This is a genomic window from Thermococcus sp. Bubb.Bath, from assembly GCF_012027595.1.
Lineage (GTDB): Archaea > Methanobacteriota_B > Thermococci > Thermococcales > Thermococcaceae > Thermococcus.
In genome coordinates this window covers 1-264 of sequence record NZ_SNUR01000081.1, presented here as the reverse complement: position 1 = coordinate 264, position 264 = coordinate 1, and the positions used below count along the sequence as shown (strand labels likewise).

Sequence of the window (264 nt, the reverse complement as noted above, 5' to 3'; positions counted from 1 at the left end):
TCAACGGGCAGGTTATCGGGATTCCGATTACTAACCCAGAGGATGCTATGACCTTCAACGTTATCGCAACCTACAATGGTCACCAGGTTGGAAGCGACACTTACACGGTTACACCACAAGACTGGAGTGTTAGCATAACTCCGTCACGGACTTGGGCTTACAAGTACGTGCCGACTGAGATTAACTTCACGGTTAAACCGAATGTGACTGCCGTTAACCCGCACGACCTTGTTGTCAAGGTTGACGGCAACGTTACTGACAGCA

The 264-nt window shown here is 49.6% G+C and carries 1 protein-coding gene; it reads left to right on the top strand.

Going from position 1 to position 264, the window contains the following annotated elements; genetic code table 11:
- The coding region (locus E3E29_RS11610) for a hypothetical protein (protein ID WP_167911130.1) at window positions 1–264 on the top strand (264 nt) is incomplete at both ends.